This is a genomic window from Cellvibrio fibrivorans (assembly GCF_031457055.1).
Taxonomy (GTDB): Bacteria; Pseudomonadota; Gammaproteobacteria; order Pseudomonadales; family Cellvibrionaceae; genus Cellvibrio; species Cellvibrio fibrivorans.
Map to the genome: position 1 here is coordinate 19,779 of NZ_JAVDVX010000005.1, position 16,758 is coordinate 36,536.

The 16,758-nt window shown below is 49.1% G+C and carries 16 protein-coding genes and 1 tRNA gene; 13 read left to right on the forward strand and 4 right to left on the reverse strand.

Annotation, left to right across the window (positions count from 1 at the left end; translation table 11 throughout):
• Window positions 1–11 precede the first annotated feature (11 nt).
• The 5 genes from glmM to J2X05_RS13530 all read left to right on the forward strand — a co-directional run bounded on the left by glmM (window position 12) and on the right by J2X05_RS13530 (window position 3,704).
• Entirely contained in the window at window positions 12–1,349 is a 1,338-nt protein-coding gene (gene glmM / locus J2X05_RS13510) for a phosphoglucosamine mutase (RefSeq protein ID WP_310073303.1), read from the forward strand.
• A gap of 222 nt (window positions 1,350–1,571) precedes the next feature.
• Complete coding sequence (gene tpiA, locus J2X05_RS13515) at window positions 1,572–2,333, forward strand: triose-phosphate isomerase (protein ID WP_310073304.1); 762 nt, start codon at window positions 1,572–1,574, stop codon at window positions 2,331–2,333.
• A 40-nt stretch (window positions 2,334–2,373) separates the two neighbouring features.
• Window positions 2,374–2,787 (forward strand): preprotein translocase subunit SecG, encoded by a 414-nt coding sequence (gene secG / locus J2X05_RS13520; RefSeq protein WP_310073306.1) that lies wholly within the window; start codon window positions 2,374–2,376, stop codon window positions 2,785–2,787.
• 13 nt (window positions 2,788–2,800) lie between these two features.
• A tRNA-Leu gene (locus J2X05_RS13525) sits at window positions 2,801–2,885 on the forward strand.
• 81 nt (window positions 2,886–2,966) lie between these two features.
• The gene (locus J2X05_RS13530; protein WP_310073307.1) at window positions 2,967–3,704 is read left to right on the forward strand and encodes a tRNA-uridine aminocarboxypropyltransferase; all 738 of its coding nucleotides are present in this window, start codon (window positions 2,967–2,969) and stop codon (window positions 3,702–3,704) included.
• Window positions 3,705–4,013: 309 nt separating this feature from the next.
• Here the strand turns inward: J2X05_RS13530 and J2X05_RS13535 are convergent, their stop codons facing one another.
• Window positions 4,014–5,093, reverse strand: a complete 1,080-nt coding sequence (locus J2X05_RS13535) for a DUF3530 family protein (RefSeq protein WP_310073309.1) — start codon at window positions 5,091–5,093, stop codon at window positions 4,014–4,016.
• Between the two features lie 107 nt (window positions 5,094–5,200).
• Between J2X05_RS13535 and rpe the strand changes: the two genes are divergently transcribed.
• On the forward strand, window positions 5,201–5,884 hold the full coding sequence (gene rpe / locus J2X05_RS13540) for a ribulose-phosphate 3-epimerase (RefSeq protein ID WP_310073312.1): 684 nt from the start codon (window positions 5,201–5,203) through the stop codon (window positions 5,882–5,884).
• A 107-nt stretch (window positions 5,885–5,991) separates the two neighbouring features.
• Here rpe and J2X05_RS13545 read toward each other — a convergent pair whose 3' ends face one another.
• Window positions 5,992–6,207, reverse strand: coding sequence for a hypothetical protein (locus J2X05_RS13545; RefSeq protein WP_310073314.1), 216 nt, complete (start codon window positions 6,205–6,207; stop codon window positions 5,992–5,994).
• Window positions 6,208–6,219: 12 nt separating this feature from the next.
• On the opposite strand from J2X05_RS13545, the gene trpE reads away from it, so the two are divergent.
• The 4 genes from trpE to trpC are packed head-to-tail and all read left to right on the forward strand — an operon-like array spanning window position 6,220 to window position 10,191.
• Window positions 6,220–7,731, forward strand: a complete 1,512-nt coding sequence (trpE, locus tag J2X05_RS13550; protein WP_374725276.1) for an anthranilate synthase component I — start codon at window positions 6,220–6,222, stop codon at window positions 7,729–7,731.
• Window positions 7,728–8,309, forward strand: coding sequence for an anthranilate synthase component II (locus J2X05_RS13555; protein ID WP_310073316.1), 582 nt, complete (start codon window positions 7,728–7,730; stop codon window positions 8,307–8,309). The genes trpE and J2X05_RS13555 overlap by 4 nt, the downstream gene beginning before the upstream one ends.
• 19 nt (window positions 8,310–8,328) lie before the next feature.
• The gene (gene trpD / locus J2X05_RS13560; protein ID WP_310073317.1) at window positions 8,329–9,360 is read left to right on the forward strand and encodes an anthranilate phosphoribosyltransferase; all 1,032 of its coding nucleotides are present in this window, start codon (window positions 8,329–8,331) and stop codon (window positions 9,358–9,360) included.
• A 30-nt stretch (window positions 9,361–9,390) separates the two neighbouring features.
• Window positions 9,391–10,191, forward strand: a complete 801-nt coding sequence (trpC, locus tag J2X05_RS13565) for an indole-3-glycerol phosphate synthase TrpC (RefSeq protein WP_310073318.1) — start codon at window positions 9,391–9,393, stop codon at window positions 10,189–10,191.
• 93 nt (window positions 10,192–10,284) lie between these two features.
• On the opposite strand, the gene crp is transcribed toward trpC, so the two are convergent.
• Window positions 10,285–10,920 carry a cAMP-activated global transcriptional regulator CRP gene (crp, locus tag J2X05_RS13570; RefSeq protein ID WP_133684469.1) on the reverse strand — a complete coding sequence of 212 codons (636 nt, stop codon included), beginning with the start codon at window positions 10,918–10,920 and terminating at the stop codon, window positions 10,285–10,287.
• Between the two features lie 261 nt (window positions 10,921–11,181).
• Here crp and J2X05_RS13575 point away from each other — a divergent pair, with 261 nt between their 5' ends.
• Entirely contained in the window at window positions 11,182–11,601 is a 420-nt protein-coding gene (locus tag J2X05_RS13575; protein WP_310073319.1) for an OsmC family protein, read from the forward strand.
• Between the two features lie 82 nt (window positions 11,602–11,683).
• Here J2X05_RS13575 and coq7 read toward each other — a convergent pair whose 3' ends face one another.
• Complete coding sequence (gene coq7, locus J2X05_RS13580) at window positions 11,684–12,331, reverse strand: 2-polyprenyl-3-methyl-6-methoxy-1,4-benzoquinone monooxygenase (RefSeq protein WP_310073320.1); 648 nt, start codon at window positions 12,329–12,331, stop codon at window positions 11,684–11,686.
• 143 nt (window positions 12,332–12,474) lie between these two features.
• Between coq7 and J2X05_RS13585 the strand changes: the two genes are divergently transcribed.
• Together J2X05_RS13585 and J2X05_RS13590 are read left to right on the forward strand one after the other, a co-directional pair.
• Entirely contained in the window at window positions 12,475–15,162 is a 2,688-nt protein-coding gene (locus tag J2X05_RS13585; RefSeq protein WP_310073321.1) for a glycoside hydrolase family 3 protein, read from the forward strand.
• A 105-nt stretch (window positions 15,163–15,267) separates the two neighbouring features.
• Window positions 15,268–16,749: a Ycf46 family AAA ATPase gene (locus J2X05_RS13590; protein ID WP_310073322.1), complete on the forward strand. Its 1,482-nt coding sequence runs from the start codon at window positions 15,268–15,270 to the stop codon at window positions 16,747–16,749.
• Window positions 16,750–16,758 lie beyond the last annotated feature (9 nt).

Consider the following 16,758-nt stretch of genomic DNA (forward strand, 5'->3'; position numbering starts at 1 on the left):
AGTAAGGAATTATGTCTCGCAAGTATTTTGGCACTGATGGTATTCGCGGTTTGGTGGGCGAGTTCCCAATCACTCCGGATTTTATGCTCAAGTTAGGTTGGGCGGCTGGCTGTGTACTCAAGGATCGTTTTGATGGCCAAAACATGATTTTGATCGGTAAAGACACGCGTATTTCCGGTTATATGTTTGAATCTGCATTGCAGGCTGGATTGATTAATGCCGGCGTTGATGTCGGCTTGCTTGGCCCTATGCCCACCCCTGGTGTCGCTTATCTCTCACGAACATTTAAGGCTCAGGCCGGAATAGTGATCAGCGCATCTCACAACAGCTATGTCGATAACGGGATCAAGTTTTTTGGTGGCAATGGCAGCAAGCTTCCCGACGAATTGGAAACCCTGATTGAAGCGCAACTTGAAAGACCCATGTCCACCGGCGAAAAGCTGGGTAAAGCTCGCCGTATTGCGGATGCATCGGGTCGCTATATTGAGTTCTGCAAAGGCACTATGCCGTGGGGATTTAATCTCAAAGGGATGCATATCGTTCTGGACTGCGCAAACGGTGCAACCTACAACATCGCACCTGATGTATTCACCGAATTGGGTGCCCATGTCACCTCTTTGTTTGTTGAACCTAACGGCACCAATATCAATCGCAGTTGCGGCTCCACTAAACCTGAAGCACTGCAGGAAAAGGTAGTTGAGCTGGGCGCTGATATAGGTATCGCGTTTGATGGCGATGGCGACCGCGTAGTGTTTGTGGATCACAAGGGTGAATTAGTTGATGGCGATGAGCTGCTCTACATCATTGCCGCATATCAACAGGAATATGCGGGCGGTTGCGATGGTGTGGTCGGCACTTTAATGAGTAACTTCGGCTTCGAGTTGGGGCTTAAAAAACTGAATGTCCCTTTTGCGCGCGCTAAGGTGGGTGATCGTTACGTTATCGAGATGATGCGCAGCAACGGCTGGCGATTGGGAGGCGAGAACTCTGGTCACATCGTGTGCAGCAATGTCACCACTACGGGTGATGGAATAATTGCAGCCTTACAAGTGCTGCTTGCTGTAACCACAATGGGTGATTCTTTACATCGCATCAAGAAGGGGATGAACAAGCTGCCTCAGGTCATGATTAACGTACATATATCAAAGCGTGTTGATCTGGCGAATAATGACACCGTTCAAGCAGCAGTAAAACTGACGGAAGAAAAGCTCGCGGGAACCGGACGCGTTCTTCTGCGCCCTTCGGGCACTGAGCCTGTGGTGCGGGTAATGGTTGAAGGAGAGGATAAAAAACAAGTTAAAGAGTTGGCTCAAGAGCTTGCAGCGACGGTAGAGGCCGCGCTCAGCTAATATTAACGGGAATGCAATTTGTTAATAAAAAGAGTGATGACAAATCAGCGCTCAAAAATCGGCCAAGGCGCAGATTTTATATTCAGATGCTCGGTGCTCAGGGCAATATTGCCGGTTGTATCGTAAAAAAACGGATAAAAGTCAGGGTGTAAGCGAAGATTGGGTTGTATGTTCAAATCTTCTTAGCTAACATTGGCGCCCGCTTTGGGGGAGGTATTGCTGTTGAACAAAGCAAGTAACGCCAAGCGTCGCCAACTGGTGGTTGGCAATTGGAAAATGAATGGAAACCTGCATGAAAATGCAGACTTGTTGGTCAAGGTTGTGGCTGGTTGGCAAGGTGAGCATAATGCAGATGTAGTTATCTGCCCACCGTTTCCTTATTTAATACACACTGGAAGTTTGTTGTCTGGTTCAGCGATATTGCTGGGTGCACAAACCACAAGTGAGCATAGTAAGGGGGCTTACACAGGCGAAGTTTCAGCATCAATGCTTGCAGATTTGGATTGCAAATTTGTAATAATTGGTCACAATGAGCGCCGCCGACTGCAGGGTGAAACGGATGAGCAAGTTGCTCGCCAATTTATAGCTGTACAGCAAGCTGGTTTAATACCGATACTCTGTGTAGGTGAATCTCTAAAGGATCGCGAACAGGGGCGTCAGTTAGAGACTATTGGCCGGCAGCTCGATGCGGTCTTTGCGCATACAGGTAAAGATGTATTCAATAATGCCGTGCTTGCGTACGAACCTGTATGGGCTGTAGGGACCGGCAAGACAGCTACACCTGAGCAAGCAGAAGAAGTGCACCGTTTTATGCGTGCACAGCTGGGTGAGTTAGCTGGGAAAGTCAGGATTTTGTACGGTGGTAGCGTCAAAGCGCACAATGCACAACAGTTGTTTGCATTGCCCGATATAGACGGTGCCTTACTTGGCGGCGCATCTTTAGACGCTGACGAGTTTTTAGCAATCTGTAGGGCTGCTGATTAATTTCATCAGCTAAACACCAAGCGCTCAAGAGAGCTTTGCAATGGAAAAACTGGTACTGATTATTCATTCGCTTGCGGCACTGGCTATTATTGGCTTGATTTTGCTGCAGCAAGGTAAGGGCGCAGCAGCAGGCGCATCATTTGGCGCTGGAGCTTCGCAAACTGTATTCGGCAGTGAAGGGAGCGGTAATTTTTTCACTCGCGCAACTTGGATTATTGCAACCGTATTTTTTTGTACTAGCTTTGGTTTGGCAATTATTGCGAAAAATCATTCAAAAGTAGCAACGCAGGGTATAGTTGTCCCCGCTGTGCAGCAACAAGAAGTTCCCTCGGCTTCCGACGTGCCTGCCAGTGAAGTACCTGCAGCGGCTGCATCTGATGTGCCAGCTGCGCAAGCTGAAGCTGCTCCAGCGTCTGTAGATGCAGCCGCTCAAACAGAAGCAAAGAAAGAGTAATTTTAGAGTTAATGCCCCGGTGGTGGAATTGGTAGACACGCTATGTTGAGGTCGTAGTGGCGAATGCTGTGCCGGTTCGAGTCCGGCCCAGGGCACCAAATTAAAAGCGCTCACAAGAGCGCTTTTTTTTCGTCTGTAATTTGATGGTTTGTGTAGCTAACTCTCCCTGCGGGTAATTGATGACCAATAATTTCTCCAACCAATATTTGCAATTGCGTGCACAGCGTTTGGCTGAATCCACTCGCGAATTTCTTGCGCGTGGTAAATCGGTTGTGCGCTGTGAGCATTGTCAATTAGCTGCATTTGCCTGTATATGTCCGTGGCGCCCGGATTTGGAGGCGCGCTGCGAGTTTGTATTGTTGATGCATCGCAATGAGGTATTCAAACCAACTAATACCGGGCGCTTGATCGCTGAGCTATTGCCGCAGCAGACTCATGTGTTTTGCTGGAGCCGCACGGAACCTGCGCAGGAATTGTTGGATTTGTTGGGGGATTCCCGCCGCCGCTGTGTGATTGTATTCCCTGCTGATGCTAACGAAACGGGTTCAAAGCAGCGGGGTTTGGTAACTGAATTACCGGATGATGGAAAAATCACAACTTTTGTATTGTTGGATGGCACCTGGAAGCAAAGTGGCCGTATGTTTCATTTGAGCCGATGGTTGGAGGAAATCCCCTGTGTAGTCTTGCCTGAAGCTTTAGTGCGCGGCTATGCGGTGCGTAAATCTCATCAGGAGCATTATCTGTCTACCGCTGAAGCGGCTGGATTGTGTTTGGAGATGGCGGGCGAAGTGCGTGCCGCCAGTGCCTTACAGGATTATTTTGAATTATTTAATCTGCACTACCTGGCAACGCGCGGGGCAGTCGCCCCCGTCATTGGCGAGTTGCATGAACGGATGGCGGCTTACAAAAAGGCTTGATATCTGCCTGGTTTCCGCAGGGTTATAAGCCAAATGCCGCTGTGAGCTGTAGCTAATTTCCTACAACATTCATTGAATTTTGCGACTATCGTCACTCCCCAATTTTCTTGAAAATGGCTTCTAACAAGGAGGTCGTCAGGGAAGGTAGGTTGACCAAGCAGGGTCAAGGGAAGCGCCTAATTCATAGCGCCATTTTCATTTAATCAGGTCATGCTCACGAGTGGCGATTCCACGATTCGGAACCGGATGTTCCGAATCTGGCAAGTAAAACGAAAACGGGATCAGTCGGCGACTGATCCCGTTTTCGTTTTACTGTTGTACATTTTCGCTTTGTGCTTTCAACTCAGTACCGCTGGCTTTTTGTTGCATGAAGCCGCGCACCCTTCCTAATAAAAAGCTTTGGTGATCCTGTTCGACTAACTTGGGTTGATCATCGATTAGTAGCTGTTGGTAATCCACTACTTTCTTGCGCATGGCGACTGCTCTGTGCAACACCCTCGCTTGCAGTTGCCCCGCATCAATCGGTGCGAAGAAAAGATCTAGTACGGGCAGTTGTTTTGCAGCAAAAATGGTTTCCAGTTCCTGCTTGATTATTGGCTCTTGTTGCTGGAGGTTGGTGACAATAAGGGCTTGTAGTGGTCCATCAACAACTGTTGTATCGCGGCTGTTATCCTTAATTTTCGGGGCTAGTATCTGCATAATCTGAAATGCCACGCTGTTGTCGGTCAGTACTACCGTGTTGAGTTGACCCTTTTCTTTTAAGAAATTAAACGCCGCATCGACATAAGTGGCGATTAGCGCATCGCGCGCAACGCTTGAAGAGGTTGCGGTGGATGAGCTTGGTACACTGCTGGAGGCGGATGCCGCCGCCGTCTCTTCGGGGGGTGTTTCCGCTGCAGCTTCAGTATCTGCAACGGCGCTTGAAAAGGATGCGCTCGCCGATGCTGAACTAGGCCGGGCGGGAATTGCCGCCAGATAACGTTGTGGCAGGCTAATCGCCAGAGTTTCCCATCCGTAGCGCGGCAGGTTCGCGCGCAGGTTCTCCAGAGTGGGCGGCCAGAGTTGGGGGTTTTCTGCCGCATGGAACAGGATCAATACGCCGAGCGTTTTTTTAGCCTCAGTCGGGCGATAAAGCGCAAGAATTTTTCCGTGTTCAGTCTCCAACCATTGCGCCTCATCATTCATGGCGGCGGCGATCAAACTTTTATCGCGAATATCGCGCGATGGGTAAAGCGGAGCTTCGGATGATTTGCTAATCGAGCTAATCGCACTGCTTGCGGCAGAGGATTCGGTGTTTTCTTCCGGCTCCTGCGCGATCGCAGCCAGGGGTAACAGGCAAAGGGCAAGCAGGGCATGCGCTAATCGCGGGCGGCGGTTAATAAATCTCATTGGCCATGGGCCGGTGTTCGCAGGCATGGTTTGGCTCTTTAGTGGGTTTTGGTGGCAAACCTTATCACGTAGAATGCGGACTGCCATTTATCAATATCGGGACATTTATGCAGAACTTTAAGCGAGATTACAAAATAGCACCTTCAATCCTTTCGGCGGACTTTGCCCGTTTGGGTGCTGAGGTAGATGCAGTACTCGCAGCTGGTGCCGATATCATCCACTTCGATGTGATGGATAACCACTATGTCCCCAATCTGACTGTCGGCCCTATGGTCTGCAAAGCCCTGCGCAAATATGGAATTGCGGCTCCGATTGATGTGCACCTGATGGTCGAGCCGGTGGATGATTTGATCGTCCAGTTTGCCGATGCAGGTGCGACCTACATCACTTTCCATCCGGAAGCCTCGCGCCATGTAGATCGTTCGCTGCAACTGATTAAGGATAAGGGCTGCAAAGCGGGTCTGGTGCTCACTCCCGCCAGTTCTCTCGACCATATCAAGTATGTAATGGGTAAGCTGGATATGCTGCTGTTGATGTCGGTTAACCCGGGTTTCGGCGGTCAGACGTTTATTCCCTATATCCTCGATAAACTGCGCGAAGCCCGCGCGCTTATCGATGCCAGTGGTTTTCCTATTCGTCTTGAGGTTGATGGTGGGGTTGGTCTGGCGAACATTCGCGAAGTTGCAGAAGCCGGTGCCGACACCTTTGTCGCAGGTTCGGCGATCTTTAACGCGCCCGATTACGCTGCGGTTATCGCCCAAATGCGCGAGCAATTGGCTTTGGTTAAATAGCCGCTCCTTTGCGGGTTAGGCGGCGTCCAGAGGGTAGGCACAGGCGCTTTATTTCAGTACACTTGCTCGAAGCTCAAACAGGAATCATCCTCGTGAAACACGCAACCTTATTTACAGAGTGCGCTACCCACCTTGCCGCCCGATGGCGTCGCTAGTTCATCTCGCTTTGGCAACATCTTCATTGATTTTGCACTGAGCCTACCTTTCCCTGTTTGCGCATAGGCTATCTGTTCATAGATGTTTAAAAATGGTTTTTCATGAACACTGCTGCGCAAATACAATATTGATAAAGATAAAAGCTTGCCCCTTCGTCTGGCGAGCATAAAGGTAATTCCATGAACTCTGACCCGTTTATTGATCAAGAAAAATTCACCCAATTGGCCGCGCAAGGTTACAACCGTATTCCCGTTATGCGTGAAGTGCTGGCGGATCTGGATACGCCACTGTCCTCTTATCTGAAGTTGGCCGCTGGCCCTTACTCCTACCTATTTGAATCTGTGCAAGGCGGCGAAAAATGGGGGCGTTACTCCATGATCGGCTTGCCTGCGCGCACTGTGCTTAAAGCCTTTGGCGATGCGATTCAAATTGAACGCGAGGGCAAGATTGTTGAAACCCATATCTGCGCCGATGCTCTGACGTTTGTGGAAGAGTTCAAGAAGCGTTATCGCGCACCTGAGTTGCCTGGGCTGCCGCGTTTTACCGGTGGGTTGGTTGGTTATTTTGGTTATGACTGCGTGCGTTATGTGGAACCACATTTAAAGGCCGGCACACCCAAAGATGTGATTGGCACACCGGATATTTTGCTCAGCGTCTCCGATGAAGTATTGGTGTTCGATAACCTCGCCGGTAAATTGATTTTTGTTATTCACGCCAATCCGGAAGTTGAAAACGCATTTGCCAAAGCCAATGCGCGTCTGGATGAGTTAGAGCACAAACTGCGCGGTGAAATTCCGGCAACACCGAGCTTATCTTTGGGCAATAACGGCCACAACGAGCCGCTTTTTACTTCTAATTGTGGCGAAGAAAATTTCCATCGCTACGTTGATAAAATCAAAGAATACATTTTGGCGGGCGATACCATGCAAGTTGTTGTCTCCCAACGGTTATCCATTGATTTTACCCAAGAGCCGATCAACCTTTATCGCGCCCTGCGCAATTTAAATCCATCGCCTTACATGTATTTTATGGATTTAGGCGATCACCATGTCGTCGGTTCCAGCCCAGAGATTCTCGCGCGTTTGGAAGATGGCGAAGTGACAGTGCGCCCGATTGCAGGAACCCGTCGTCGCGGCTACACGCCCGAAGAGGATAAAGCGCTGGAAATTGAATTAGTGAATGACCCTAAAGAAATCGCCGAGCATTTAATGCTGATTGATTTGGGGCGTAACGATGTAGGCCGCGTGGCGAAAATCGGCAGCGTAAAACTGACCGATAAAATGGTGGTTGAACGCTACTCGCACGTAATGCACATCACTTCAAATGTTACTGGCAAATTAAAAGATGATCTGCGTGCGATGGATGTATTGCGCGCAGCATTACCTGCAGGCACGTTAAGTGGCGCCCCAAAAATTCGCGCGATGGAAATTATCGACGAATTGGAGCCGGAAAAACGCGGTATCTACGGTGGCGCTGTGGGTTATATCTCCTGGAATGGCAATATGGATACTGCCATTGCTATTCGCACTGCTGTCATTAAAAACGGCAAACTCTATGTACAAGCAGGTGCAGGGGTAGTGGCCGATTCAGTGCCTGCGCTGGAGTGGAAAGAAACCATGAATAAAGCGCGCGCAATTTTTAAAGCCGTTGATATGGTAGGCACTGCTGCAGTAAAAGGGGATGCAACATGATTTTAATGATTGATAACTACGATTCATTCACCTACAACCTGGTGCAATATTTTGGCGAGTTGGGTGCGGATATTAAAGTTGTACGCAATGATGAAATCACCATCGAAGAGATTGCAGCCTTAGCACCAGAAAAAATTGTCATTTCCCCTGGCCCTTGTACCCCTACTGAAGCGGGGGTGTCGGTGGATACCATCAAAACCTTCGCCGGAAAAATTCCGCTGCTCGGGGTTTGTCTTGGTCACCAAAGTATTGGTCAGGCGTTGGGCGGTAAAGTGATTCGCGCCCCCTTCGTAATGCACGGTAAAACGTCACCTGTGTATCACGACAATAAAGGTGTATTTGCCGGGTTGAAAAATCCGTTTCAGGCAACGCGCTATCACTCGCTGGTTATTGAAAAGGAGTCCATCCCTGAATGTTTGGAGATCACCGCCTGGACGCAAAATGAAGATGGCAGCATGGCAGAAATTATGGGAGTGAAACATAAAACGCTCGCATTGGAAGGCGTGCAATTTCATCCGGAATCGATTTTGACCGAGCATGGCCACGATATGCTGCGCAATTTTTTAACGGCGTACTGATTCATAAAAGGTAATTGCAATGGATATCAAACAAGCATTAACAAAATTGGTAGCACGGATTGATTTAAGCACAGAAGAAATGATTTCTGTGATGCGAGTAGTTATGACTGGTGGAGCAACACCCGCACAAATTGGTGGCTTTTTGGTGGCGCTGCGGATGAAAGGCGAAACCCTGGATGAAATCACCGGTGCGGCCATGGTGATGCGCGAACTGGCGACGCCGGTAGATATTGATGTGAATTATTTAGTCGATACCTGCGGCACCGGTGGCGATGGTGCAAACTTATTTAATATTTCCACTGCCAGCGCATTTGTTGTCGCCGCTGCCGGTGGACGCGTGGCAAAACACGGTAATCGCTCAGTCTCCAGCTCAACCGGTAGCGCGGATGTTTTGGAGGCTGCGGGAATAAAGCTTGATATCACCGCTGAACAAGTTGCGCGCTGTGTGCGTGAAATTGGAGTGGGTTTTATGTTTGCCCCTGCACATCACAGTGCGATGCGCCATGCAATTGGCCCGCGCAAAGAACTAGGTATGCGCACCATTTTTAATATGCTCGGCCCTATGACTAACCCCGCGAAAGTTAAGCGTCAGGTTATTGGTGTGTTTAATGGCGAGTTGTGTAAACCTATGGCTGAAGTGCTTGGTCGTCTTGGCAGCGAGCATGTGATGGTGGTGCACGCTAAAGACGGTTTGGATGAAATTAGCTTATCGACTGAAACACAGATCGCTGAACTAAAAAACGGTGAGATTCGCGAATACATCATCAAGCCCGAAGATTTTGGTATGCAGTCCAAAAGTTTGATTGGCTTGAGTGTATCTAATGCCGAAGATTCATTGTTGTTGATTCGCGATGCATTAGGTAATCGCCGTGGTCAATACGCGGAAAAAGCAGCCGATATTATTGCGCTTAATGCTGGTGCAGCGATTTATGTTAGCGGCGTCGCTAGTACATTATCCGACGGTGTTGAAATGGCGCGCGATGCCATTGGCAGTAGTCTTGCAGGTGAAAAAATTCGCGAACTGGCTGCTTTTACGCAATATTTGCAATAACTCTTTTGCCACACGTTTTTGGAAAATTCCATGTCTGATACACCAACGGTACTGCGTAAGATTATTGCGCGCAAATGGGAAGAAATCGCTGAGCGTAAGGCGCAGGTTTCGCTGGAACAATTAAAAGCACATGCAGCTCAACAAGCGCCAGCACGTGGTTTTGTAAAGGCAATCGAAAATAAAATTGCGCAAGGTAACGCGGGCGTGATCGCTGAAATTAAAAAAGCATCGCCCAGTAAAGGTGTGATTCGTGAGCATTTTGTTCCCGCTGAACTTGCCCGCTCATACGAACGAGGTGGCGCTGCTTGCTTGTCAATCCTGACTGATGTGGATTTCTTCCAAGGTGCAGATGAATATTTGCAGCAGGCGCGTGCAGCGGTAAGTTTGCCGGTGATCCGTAAAGACTTTCTCGTTGACGAATACCAGATTTACGAAGCGCGTGCCATGGGGGCTGATTGCGTACTCTTGATTGTGTCCGCACTGTCATCGGAAAAATTAAAGGAACTCAATACGCTTGCGCAATCAATCGGGTTGGATGTATTGGTAGAAGTGCACGATGAAGTCGAGCTGGATATTGCGCTGGAGTTGCCGAATAAATTGATCGGTATTAATAACCGCAATCTGCACACCTTTGATGTAACTCTGGAAACGACATACAAATTGCTGGATAAAATCGCCAGCGATCGTATTGTAGTAACAGAAAGCGGAATTCTTGCACCAGCCGATGTGCAGGCCATGCGCAGCAAAAATGTAAATGCATTTTTGGTGGGTGAGGCCTTTATGCGAGCAGATGAGCCGGGTGTCGCATTGGCAGAGTTCTTCTCCCAATAAATTTATTTCCCTCAGCATCGACCATTTTTTTACAGTCAGTAGAAAAACAAAGCCCGCATTGTGCGGGCTTTATTTTTGCACTAAGCAAAAGTCTTAGCGTGTACCGTAAACCACCATGGTTTTGCCTTTTACCATCACCAAGCCTTGCTCTTCCAAGGTCTTGAGTACGCGGCCAACCATCTCGCGGGAGCAGCCAACAATACGGCCGATTTCCTGGCGGGTGATTTTAATTTGCATACCATCCGGGTGGGTCATTGCATCTGGTTCTTTGCAGAGTTCCAGCAGCGTACGTGCAACACGGCCAGTCACATCAAGGAAGGCCAGATCGCCCACCTTGCGTGTCGTAGCGCGCAAGCGACGAGCCATTTGGCTGCCCAGTGCAAACAGAAACTCAGGGTGGGTTTCAGAGATTTCCTGGAATTTGGCGTAGCTGATTTCAGCTACTTCACATTCGGATTTCGCGCGCACCCAAGCACTGCGCGAATCTTTCTCGTCGAACAAGCCCATTTCACCGAAGAAGTCGCCGTCATTTAGATAGGCGACAATCATCTCGTGCCCTTCATCGTCCTCGATCAATACAGTGACTGAACCTTTAACGATGTAGTACAGCGAATCACTTTTGTCGCCCGCGTAAATAATGGTGCTTTTGGCGGGATAACGGCGACGGTGACAATGAATTAAAAACTCTTCCACATTCTTAATGTGCGGTGTAAGCGAGACAGCGACCAAGGTGTGGCTCCTGTTGATGGATTTTTATATTACTAATTCAAATATGAAATTTATTATGACGACAAGGCCATCACACTGCTATAGATATGCCATGACAAGCTGAAAATTTGTGATGCAGTTATAAGCCTAGACAATTGAATTGTCTACAAAAAGTCACCATTTATAAGATAATTGTTGATTTTGACGCCATTTTCGATTTTTCGCCTCGCTGTGATAGGCTAAGCGCCAATTTTCTGGGGCATTCTTACAACGGGTACGATTATGCAAGCAGTAGTGAAATGGGTTGATGGTGCGCAATTTTTAGGCGAATCGGGCAGCGGGCATGCGGTATTAATGGATGGTCCGCCGGATCACGGTGGCCGCAATACGGGTGTTCGCCCTATGGAAATGCTGCTGATTGGTTTGGGTGGTTGTTCTTCATTCGATGTCATGAGCATTCTGACTAAGGCGCGTCAGCAGGTAACAGATTGCCGCTGCGAGCTGGATGCGGAGCGCGCGGATGGTGTGCCGTCGCCGTTTACCAAAATTCATATGAAATTTTTGGTCACCGGCAAAGAATTAAAAGAGGCACAGGTAAAACGCGCGGTGGAGTTGTCAGCCACCAAATACTGCTCTGCATCGATTATGTTGGAAGCCGGTGGAGTAGAGATTACTCACTCCTACGAGATTCGCGAAGCGTAAGTTTAGAATCGGTTTTGTGAAATAAAAATGCCCGCTGAGAGCGGGCATTTTTTTGTGATAATTTTGTGCGAAGACTTTATCCTTAAATTCGGTAACTGGTTGTTGTCATTACCTTAGATACCAGCGTCATAAAGCCTTTCACCGGTCTTGGAAAGTTATAACCACCAGCGTTCAATGCCATATCCGCATGGCGCGCTTCATCTTCGAGCATTTGTCCGACGACCGCGCGGCTGCGGACATCCTGCTCCGGTAATTCTTGTAAGTGATCTTGTAAATGTTTGCATACCTGATCTTCTGTTGCTGCAACAAATCCCAAGCTGACTTTGTCGCTAACCAAACCTGCACCTGCACCAATCGCAAATGAAAGTCCGTACCACAGCGGATTTAAATAGCTGGTGTGGCTGCCGAGTGCGTCTATGCGCTCCTGGCACCAGACTAAATGATCGATTTCCTCTTCGGCTGCCTTTTCCATTTCGGCGCGTACATTAGGTAATTTGGCCGTTAGCGCCTGTCCCTGATAAAGCGCTTGGGCGCAGACTTCGCCGGTGTGATTTACGCGCATCAATGCCGCTGATTTTTTGCGTTCGGCCTCGCTGAGATCGGCTTCATTTAATGAACGAGCGGGCGAAGCGCGCTCACTGGTCATATCACTTCCGGCTGCGAGGGTTCGCAACGCGCGGTCCGCGTTGACGATAAGTGTGTCGATCAGGCTTAACTGTGTGCTGGGCATATTGGTTCCCCCTTGGGCGATAAGCTATTTAAACAGAAATCCGGCAGCCACTTAACCCTATTTTACTTGTATGCAAGCAAAACTCTATTTATAGTCATTTAAACAATAACATTTTGATAGTGGCTCTCTTGGGGAAATTCATCATGGCTTTATTTAGGTCTTTACTGCTGATGCTTATTGGCAGCGCTTCTTCATTATGTCTTTCCCAGCAGGCGACATCGATAGCACCAACCCCAATTTACAAGGATCAATCGCGCAATTTTGAAATGCGCGCCGCAGATTTAGTCGCGCGCATGACACTGGAAGAAAAAGTCAGCCAGATGCTGAACGACGCTCCCGCCATTCCGCGGTTGGGTGTGCCCAAATACGAATGGTGGAATGAAGCGTTGCATGGTGTGGCGCGTGCGGGTGATGCGACGGTATTCCCGCAGGCGATTGGGTTGGCGGCGACTTTTGATCCTGAATTGGTGGGTAAAGTTGCGCGCGTGATAAGTGACGAAGGCCGCGCAAAGCATCATGCCTTTGCTAAACGCGATCAGCGGCTGCGCTATCAAGGCCTGACGTTCTGGTCGCCCAATATCAATATTTTTCGTGATCCGCGCTGGGGGCGCGGCCAGGAAACCTACGGGGAAGACCCCTACCTCACGAGCCGGATGGGCGTTGAATTTGTAAAAGGTTTGCAAGGTGATTACACCGATGCACCCACGCACAAATATCGCAAAACCGATGCAACAGCTAAACATTTTGCGGTGCATAGCGGCCCGGAAGCCGATCGCCACCGTTTCGATGTCTACCCCAGTGAGCGCGATCTATACGAGACCTACTTGCCCGCCTTCAAAGCCTTGGTACAAGAGGCCAATGTTGCTTCAGTGATGGGTGCATACAACCGTGTCAATGGTGAATCAGCCTCCGCCAGCCAGCGTTTGTTAATTGATGTGCTGCGTAAAGACTGGGGTTTTACCGGTTACGTGGTATCGGACTGTGATTCGATTGAAGATATTTTTTTGTATCACAAGATAGTTAAAACAGCCGAAGAGGCGGCGGCACTCGGTGTTAGAAAAGGCACTGAATTAAATTGTGGAAAAACTTATCATGCGCTAGTAGGCGCAGTTAAAAAAGGGTTGATTACGGAAGCAGAGTTGGATGATTCGCTGCGTCGTTTATTTTTAACTCGTTTCCGCTTGGGAATGTTCGATGCAGACAGCGATGTGCCTTGGGCGCAAATTCCCTATTCGATAAACCAATCCGCCGAACATGATCAGCTCGCGCACAAAGCTGCGCAATCATCGATTGTGCTATTAAAAAATAACGGCATCTTACCCCTAAAAAAATCATTGAAAAAAATTGCTGTGATTGGACCAACTGCAGATGAGGTAATGTCGCTGCTCGGTAATTATTACGGCACACCAGCGGCACCCGTGACGATTCTGCAAGGCATCCGTGCAGCGGTTCCCAATACCCAAGTAAGTTATGCGCGCGGAGTGGATTTGGTGGAGGGAAGGGAAGATCCGCGCGCGGCGACTGTGATTGAACCCACTTACTTACGCCCCTCGCCAAATTCGACCGAACAAGGTTTACTCGGGGAGTATTTTAAAACTGCTGATTTAACCGGCGCACCATTGCTAACCCGTATCGATGCGCGCATTGCTTTTCGTTGGGATCGCGGCGCACCAACCGATTCACTTGTTGCGCGCGGTGAAATTGCAGCAGTCGCCGGGTTACCCAGTGATAATTACAGTGTGCGCTGGACGGGGCAATTGCTGCCGCCCGTATCCGGTGTGTACGAATTAAATGTCAGCGCCAACGATGGTGTGCGATTAACAATTAATGGCAAGACCCTGATCGATTCCTGGGCCTTGGCTGAGCGTTTGCGCAGCCACAGTGTTGCGGTTGAATTGGAGGCGGGCAAAGCTTACGACATCCGGCTCGACTATTTTGAAGATATCCGCGATGCCGAAGTGCGTTTGGGTTGGCGTTTGCCTAAAGCGAAGGCACCATTCGAAGAGGCGATTGAAATAGCGCAGGATGCTGAGGTCATTATTTTTGTGGGCGGTTTAACGGGCGATGTAGAGGGCGAAGAAATGAAAGTGAATTACCCCGGTTTTGCCGGTGGTGACCGCACTGATATTCGCTTGCCTGCAATCCAACAAAAATTACTGGAAGCCCTGCATAAAACGGGCAAGCCAGTCGTGATGGTGCTCACCGGCGGCGCGGCCATGGCGATTGATTGGGCCGATCAAAACCTGCCTGCGATTCTGATGGGTTGGTATCCCGGCCAGCGCGGTGGCAATGCAATGGCGGACGTGCTGTTTGGTGATGTGAATCCCGCTGGTCGTCTGCCCGTTACCTTTTACAAAGCCGATGAAAAATTGCCCGCGTTTGACGACTACTCAATGCACAACCGCACCTATCGTTATTTTAGCGGCGAAGCGCTTTATCCTTTTGGTTACGGGTTGTCCTATACGCGTTTTAGCTATTCCAACCTAAACGTGAATCAAAAAACATTCGCTGCGGATGAATCTATTAAGGTGCGGATGCAACTAAAAAATACAGGCAAATACGCGGGCGATGAAGTGGTGCAGGTGTATATCAAACCTATTAATCCCCAGCGTGCCCGTGCTCTAAAAGAGTTGCGCGCAGTTGAGCGAGTGCATTTGCAAAAAGGCGAGCAGCAGGAGTTGAGTTTCACACTGTTGCCGAATAAGGATTTGCTTATTTACGATGAACAGAAAAAAGCCTATGCCGTAGATGCTGGACGCTATGAGATCCAGGTGGGTGCTTCCAGTAGTGATATCCGCTTGCGCCAGGAGATTGATATCAGCGTCCCTTGACCCCCGCAACATACTTACCGCGTAAAAAACTATTGCAAGGATGCAATCCTCACTTCATGCTTATTCAGCCACTATAACTATTCGCCCGGCTGAAAGGAGACAAGCGTGCAAGACGTTGACGAAATAAAACTGCTGTTAGATTCCCGTATCCCACTGTTAGTGATTGAAACCTTCGAGGAAAAAAAGGCGCTGGACGTGCTGCTCAAAGTTGCCAATAAACATGGCAAGGATCTGCATCGCTGGTCAGTTACTGAAGGGCTCACACGTTTGAATTTTGGTCCGCAATTAGTGCCCAAGGGCAGTGAACTGAATGAGCCGGAAGAAATGTTGCGCCATATCAAACAACAGCAGCAACCAGCCATGTTTGCACTTTGCGATATACATCCCTTCCTCATCGATCAACCGCAAGTTGTGCGCTTACTAAAAGATATTGCACTCAATCATTTTGCGGTACCGCATACACTTGTGTTGCTTAGCCATCAATTGCGCTTACCGCCCGAGCTGACACGCTACAGTGCTGCCTATTCACTGACCTTGCCCGATGAAGACAAGATCATGGAAATTATTCGCGAAGAGGCGAAAGATTGGTCTGATCGCCACGCCGGCGCGCGTGTCAAAACCGATAACATTACCCTCAAAAAAGTCGTGAACAATTTGCAAGGTATGAGCGCCAGCGATGTGCGCCGTTTGGTGCGCTCCGCAATTTGGAATGATGGTTCGCTCAGTGAAGATGATTTACCGCGCATCAACAAAGCAAAATTTGCTCTGCTGGATATGGAAGGTGTCGTCAGTTTTGAACAGCAGACTGAAGATTTTTCCAATGTGGGTGGTCTGGTTAATTTAAAACGTTGGTTATTAACACGGCGCGATGCGTTTAACGATGACGACTCCACGCTCGACCGTCCCAAAGGTATTTTACTGCTTGGCGTGCAGGGTGGTGGTAAAAGTCTCGCGGCTAAAGCCGTTGCTGGTTTGTGGGGATTACCATTAATGCGTATGGATGTCGGTGCGCTCTACAATAAATTCCACGGCGAAACGGAGAGAAATTTGCGCGAGGCATTAAAGCTCGCCGATGCAATGTCGCCCTGTGTGTTGTGGCTCGACGAAATCGAAAAAGGCATGGCGCAAGACGGCAACGACAACGGTGTATCGCAACGTTTACTCGGTACATTACTGACCTGGATGGCAGAGCGGCGCACGCGTGTATTTATTGTTGCCACCAGTAATGATATTTCCCGCTTGCCACCAGAATTAATTCGTAAAGGCCGTCTCGACGAAATCTTTTTTGTCGATTTGCCGGAGCAAAGTGTGCGCAAAGATATTTTTGCGATTCACTTGCGTAAGCGCAACTGTATTGTTGCAAACTTCAATCTCGATCAGCTCGCTGATGCGACCCAGGGCTTTTCCGGTTCGGAAATTGAGCAGGCGATTATCGCCGCACTCTACTCGGCTGGTGCAGAGGGTAAGCCGCTTGTTACGGATATTTTGTTGCGCGAAATTGCCGCAACCAGTCCGCTCTCGGTGGTAATGTCCGAGCAAATCGCAAGCCTGCGTGTGTGGGCCCAAGACCGGACTATTCCCGCGTAAGGTGTTTAG

Bases quoted from the DNA above. Each gene is read 5' to 3' on its own strand.
- trpE (WP_374725276.1), top strand. From the start codon at position 6,220: ATGAACTCTGACCCGTTTATTGATCAAGAAAAATTCACCCAATTGGCC.
- secG (WP_310073306.1), top strand. From the start codon at position 2,374: ATGGAAAAACTGGTACTGATTATTCATTCGCTTGCGGCACTGGCTATT.
- J2X05_RS13545 (WP_310073314.1), bottom strand. From the start codon at position 6,207: ATGCTCGCCAGACGAAGGGGCAAGCTTTTATCTTTATCAATATTGTAT.
- J2X05_RS13585 (WP_310073321.1), top strand. From the start codon at position 12,475: ATGGCTTTATTTAGGTCTTTACTGCTGATGCTTATTGGCAGCGCTTCT.
- J2X05_RS13535 (WP_310073309.1), bottom strand. From the start codon at position 5,093: ATGAGATTTATTAACCGCCGCCCGCGATTAGCGCATGCCCTGCTTGCC.
- trpD (WP_310073317.1), top strand. From the start codon at position 8,329: ATGGATATCAAACAAGCATTAACAAAATTGGTAGCACGGATTGATTTA.
- rpe (WP_310073312.1), top strand. From the start codon at position 5,201: ATGCAGAACTTTAAGCGAGATTACAAAATAGCACCTTCAATCCTTTCG.
- coq7 (WP_310073320.1), bottom strand. From the start codon at position 12,331: ATGCCCAGCACACAGTTAAGCCTGATCGACACACTTATCGTCAACGCG.
- trpC (WP_310073318.1), top strand. From the start codon at position 9,391: ATGTCTGATACACCAACGGTACTGCGTAAGATTATTGCGCGCAAATGG.
- J2X05_RS13555 (WP_310073316.1), top strand. From the start codon at position 7,728: ATGATTTTAATGATTGATAACTACGATTCATTCACCTACAACCTGGTG.
- glmM (WP_310073303.1), top strand. From the start codon at position 12: ATGTCTCGCAAGTATTTTGGCACTGATGGTATTCGCGGTTTGGTGGGC.
- J2X05_RS13530 (WP_310073307.1), top strand. From the start codon at position 2,967: ATGACCAATAATTTCTCCAACCAATATTTGCAATTGCGTGCACAGCGT.
- J2X05_RS13575 (WP_310073319.1), top strand. From the start codon at position 11,182: ATGCAAGCAGTAGTGAAATGGGTTGATGGTGCGCAATTTTTAGGCGAA.